Raw genomic sequence first — 4,304 nt, 5'->3', positions numbered from 1 at the left:
TGGCGCCAGATTGACCAGTTGGCCGCTGCTCAAGTGTTCGCGCACCCGCAGTTCGGGCAGCACGCTCACACCCCAACCGGCCTGGACCGCGCGCAACTGCCCTTCGGATGAGGGCACAAACATGTGCTTGAGCATGACCCGCGGCAACTGAAAGGCCTTGCTCACGAATTCCTGCTGCAGGTGGTCTTTGCGGTTGAAGGCCACATACGGCACTTGGTGGAAGTTGTGGGCGTTCAAGCCCTTGGGCAAATGCGCGGCGGCGTAGCCCGCATCGGCCACGGCCACGTAGTCCATATGGCCCAGCAACTCCATCTTGCAGCCGCGCAAGGCCTGCCCGAGCGAGGTCACGCAACCCAGCACCTGGCCTTCGCGCAACCATTCGTGGGTCACTTCCTGGTCGTCGGTGATGATCTCGATCGGCAAACCGCCCTGGGCCAGCGTGGTCAGCGCGGGCAAGGCCCAGGTGCTGATGCTGTCGGCGTTGATGGCGACCGAAATACGCTCGCCCTCGCGGCCGTGGCCGGAAGAACTGGGCGCGAGCTCCTTCAAATCCTTTTCCAGATCGGCGCGCAGCAAGCGCATCATCTTGGCGTGCTTGAGCATGAGCTGGCCCGCGGCCGTGGGTTTGAGCGGGCGGCTGCGCACGATCAGCACCGTGCCGACCTGCGCCTCCAGCGCCCGCAGGCGTTGTGACACGGCAGACTGGGTGATGGAGAGGCGAGACGCCGCGCGCTCAAAACCGCCCTCTTCCACAATGGCGGCCAGGCACTCCAGGGCGTCGGGATCGAAAGTACTCATGGTGTCTCGCTAAGGCCTGGGTGGGGCCATCGACCGACATATTAGTGGCTCTGATGAGAATCGCATTAGTTTAATCACGCTTCACGAAACCGTCATTTGTTTTCATACTGAACGGATTCCTTTTTGTTTCGCGGAGGCCGCCATGCGGGTTGTTGTGTTGGGTGCCGGCATCATCGGTGTGAGTACCGCGTGGCATTTGCTGCAGCGCGGCCACGAGGTCAGCGTGGTCGACCGCCAGGCCGGCGCGGCGCTGGAAACCAGTTTCGCCAACGCGGCGCAGATTTCGGTCAGCTACTGCGAACCCTGGGCCAACAAGGAGGCACCGCTCAAGGCCTTGAAGTGGATGTTTTCGGCCACCGCCCCGCTGCTGTTTCGCCCGCAGCTCGACCCGGCGCAGTGGCGCTGGGGCTTGCAGTTCCTGGGCCAGTGCAACGACGCGGCGTTCGAGCGCAACGTGGCACAACTGGTGGCACTGGGCTCGTACAGCCATGCAGCGCTCAAAGACGTGGTGGTGGACACCGGCATCGAGTACCAGCGGCTGGAGCGCGGCATTGCGCACTACTACACCGACCAGAAATCCTTTGACGGCGCGGCCGGTGCGGCAGCCACGATGCAGCGCTTTGGCGTGCTGCGCCGGGTCGTTTCCCGCAGCGAACTGCTGCGCATAGAACCCGCACTCGGCGCTTTTTCCGACCACATCGTGGGCGGCACCTACACCGAGACCGACGAGTCGGGCGACGCGCGCGTGTTCACCCAGAAACTCGCCGCGCTGTGCGCCGACAAGGGCGCGCAGATGCTGTACGGCTGCGACGTCGAGCGCATCGAAGCCAGCGACCAGGAGGTGAAACAAGTCCTGATCAAGGAACGCGCCAGCGGGCGCAGCCGCGCCTTGCAGGCCGACGCCTACGTGGTGGCCTGCGGCTCCTACACCACGCCCCTGCTCCAGCAAGTGGGTGTGCGCGTGCCGATCTACCCCGGCAAAGGCTATAGCGCCACGCTGCCGCTGCTGCAGCCCGACCGGGCGCCTCTGGTCAGCATGATCGACGACCAGATGAAGTGCGCCGTCTCGCGCCTGGGCCCGCAGCTGCGGGTGGCCGGCACCATCGAGCTGGGCGGTTTCGACCTGGCGCTGGACACGCCACTGGCGCGCCGCCGCTGCGAGCTGCTGGTGCGGCGCATCGAACAGGTGTTCCCCGGCGTGGCCGATACGCGCACGCCCGAAGAAGGCGGCGATCCCCAGTTCTGGACCGGCCTGCGCCCGGCCACACCGACCAATATCCCGCTGATCGGGCGCACGAAAGTGGGCAAGCTCTGGGTCAACGCCGGCCACGGCACCTTGGGCTGGACCCACGGCGCCGGTTCCGGCAAGGCCCTGGCCGAACTCATCAGCGGCGAGGTGCCCGCCATGCGCTTTGGCTTTTACGGCCCATCGGCGCCCAGCTCAGCGGCTCGGCGCAGCACCCCGGTCACACAGGCTTGACGCTCGCTCCGCCGAGCGCTGGGCGCGGCTCGGCCCAACGGCGGTTCAGAAAACGGCGCGCCGGATTCTCGACCAGGTAGAACGACAAAACACCGCACAACAAAGCCAGCGGCAAGGCCCATGCCACCGGCATCTGCTCGCGGTGCATGGCGAGGTAAAACGGTTGCTGCCAGAGGTAGAGGGAGAACGACCACCGCCCCAGCAGGCGCAGCACGCGACCCGACAAGCAGCGCAGCACCCAGGCCGGGGCACTGCCCAGCAGATGGACCAGCAAGGCCATCAGGCCCACGCCCAGCACCAGCTTCAAGGGCGCGGGCACCGACCACCAGTGCGCCATCAGCGCCAGCGCGAACAAGGCCGGATACGCCAGACCGGGCAAGGTGGGCAGGGTGCGGGAGCGGAACAGCAGCAACAGCAGCACGGCCGCAAAAATGCCAAACGCCGCCACCTCGGTGTGCAGCCACAGCGCGTACAAGGCGGCGCCATCGCCGTCTGCCCGCACCCAGTACACGACGCCCATGCCGGCAAACCCGGCGGCGAGCAAACCCACCACCCAGCTCGCGGACACACCAAAGCGGCGCGCCAGCAGCGCCACGATGGACAGCAACACATAGCTGTGCTCTTCCACCGACAGCGACCACACATGGCCGAACGGCATGGCCCGTACCGGCTCCAGATCGCTGAAATAGTTGTTCACGAAAAACAGCGCCGCCCAGGTGTCGGCCCAGCCGATGTCGCGCCCCAGCCAGGCGTAGACCAGCAGCGTGCTGCCTATGAAAACCAGGTGTGCCGGCAGGATGCGCGAGAGGCGGCGCTTGTAAAACAAGGGCAGCGGGGTTTTGCGCACGAACAGCAAACCGCCCATCAACAAACCCGAGAGCACAAAAAAGAGGTTCACCCCCACCGCGCCCAGGTTGATGCCGGGCACGGGAAAGAAGTGGCCGATCAACAGGCACACGATGGCCAGGCCGCGCCAGCCGTCTAGGTGGTCCAGGTGCGCCGGTGTGTCTGGCGCAGAGACGGCGCTGTGGGCGGACACCCGAGATCAGCCCGTTTTTCTGCCCGGCATCTTCGCCGGGATCACGCGTGGCGACATGTCTTCCGGCACCACCCGCTCGCTCATCCAGCGCAACAAGTCCAGCCACATCTGGCGCATTTCGGCGTCCAGCGGGGTGCGGAACGCGCTGGGCAGCTCGATGGTCACCACCGGCATGCCCTTGTGCACGCCGCCGTAGTTGCCCAGGCTGCCGGGGTAGATGCCGACCTGGTCGAGGTACAGGCGCCCGAGTTGCGGCGGCGGCGTGCCGGGGCCGTCGAAATCGAGCACGCCGTAGGGCGCATGGATGCTGACCACCAGATGCGGCTTGAAGCGCTCCATTTCGTCGTGCAGATAGCGCGACTCCGGCTCCGACAGGGGTGCCGGGCCGGGCCAGCGGCGCGGGTCTTTGCGGGTGCGTTTTTCCCAGTAGATCTTGGCGTCGCGCTCCCAGTTGGGCGTGGGAAAGTTGCGGTTCAGATCCACGCCATGGGCATTCATGCGCTGGGCGGGTTTGATCAACAGGCCGTCGGGGTTGAGCGCGGGCACAAAACGCCAATGCGCGTTCGACGGCGTTTGCACCGCGTTCTGGATCCAGTGCAGCGCCAGCGACGCCGAAGACAGCTCGTCGCCGTGGATGGCGCCGATCACCATCACCCGCAACCGCGCCTCGGGCGCCACCACGTCGCGGGCATACAGCGCGCGACCCTTCACGGAACGGCCCACCGTGGGCAGCAGCTCGGCCTGCTCGCACAAGGCCTGGCTCACATTGGGCAGGCGCGCCGCCCATTCCACGCAAGGGCTGCTGGTGGCGGTATTGGCCAGCGGATGGCTGGGGCCTCGCACGGCTGGCCATTTCACCGCAGGGGCAGCGGACAGAACCGGCTGGGCCAGCAGGCAGCACAGCCCCAGCGCCCAGAGCGGCAAAGCGGTGCGCCGGCGGTTCGCAGGGAGAGGGACGTTCGGCGAGCGCGCAAGGGCCGCCGTGCG

General features: G+C 66.6%; 4 protein-coding genes. 1 reads left to right on the top strand and 3 read right to left on the bottom strand.

Translation table 11 applies throughout. The annotated features are described in order from the left end of the window. The coding region (locus ABYB95_RS17925) for a LysR family transcriptional regulator ArgP (RefSeq protein WP_372659981.1) at positions 1-798 on the bottom strand (798 nt) is incomplete at its 3' end. 142 nt (positions 799-940) lie between these two features. On the opposite strand from ABYB95_RS17925, the gene ABYB95_RS17920 reads away from it, so the two are divergent. Beyond that, positions 941-2,278 carry a D-amino acid dehydrogenase gene (locus ABYB95_RS17920; RefSeq protein ID WP_372659979.1) on the top strand — a complete coding sequence of 446 codons (1,338 nt, stop codon included), beginning with the start codon at positions 941-943 and terminating at the stop codon, positions 2,276-2,278. On the opposite strand, the gene ABYB95_RS17915 is transcribed toward ABYB95_RS17920, so the two are convergent. Beyond that, positions 2,265-3,317 (bottom strand): acyltransferase family protein, encoded by a 1,053-nt coding sequence (locus ABYB95_RS17915; protein WP_372659977.1) that lies wholly within the window; start codon positions 3,315-3,317, stop codon positions 2,265-2,267. The two genes, ABYB95_RS17920 and ABYB95_RS17915, sit on opposite strands and share 14 nt — an antisense overlap. Before the next feature lie 6 nt (positions 3,318-3,323). After that, positions 3,324-4,304: M14 family murein peptide amidase A (locus tag ABYB95_RS17910; protein ID WP_372659975.1), on the bottom strand; the 981-nt coding region annotated here is incomplete at its 5' end.

This window comes from Hydrogenophaga sp. (assembly GCF_041633695.1).
GTDB lineage: Bacteria > Pseudomonadota > Gammaproteobacteria > Burkholderiales > Burkholderiaceae_C > Hydrogenophaga.
This window is presented reverse-complemented; position numbering and strand designations above follow the sequence as displayed.

What these genes read in the sequence shown, in the direction of transcription:
- ABYB95_RS17920 (WP_372659979.1), top strand. Translation starts at nt 941, where the DNA reads ATGCGGGTTGTTGTGTTGGGTGCCGGCATCATCGGTGTGAGTACCGCG.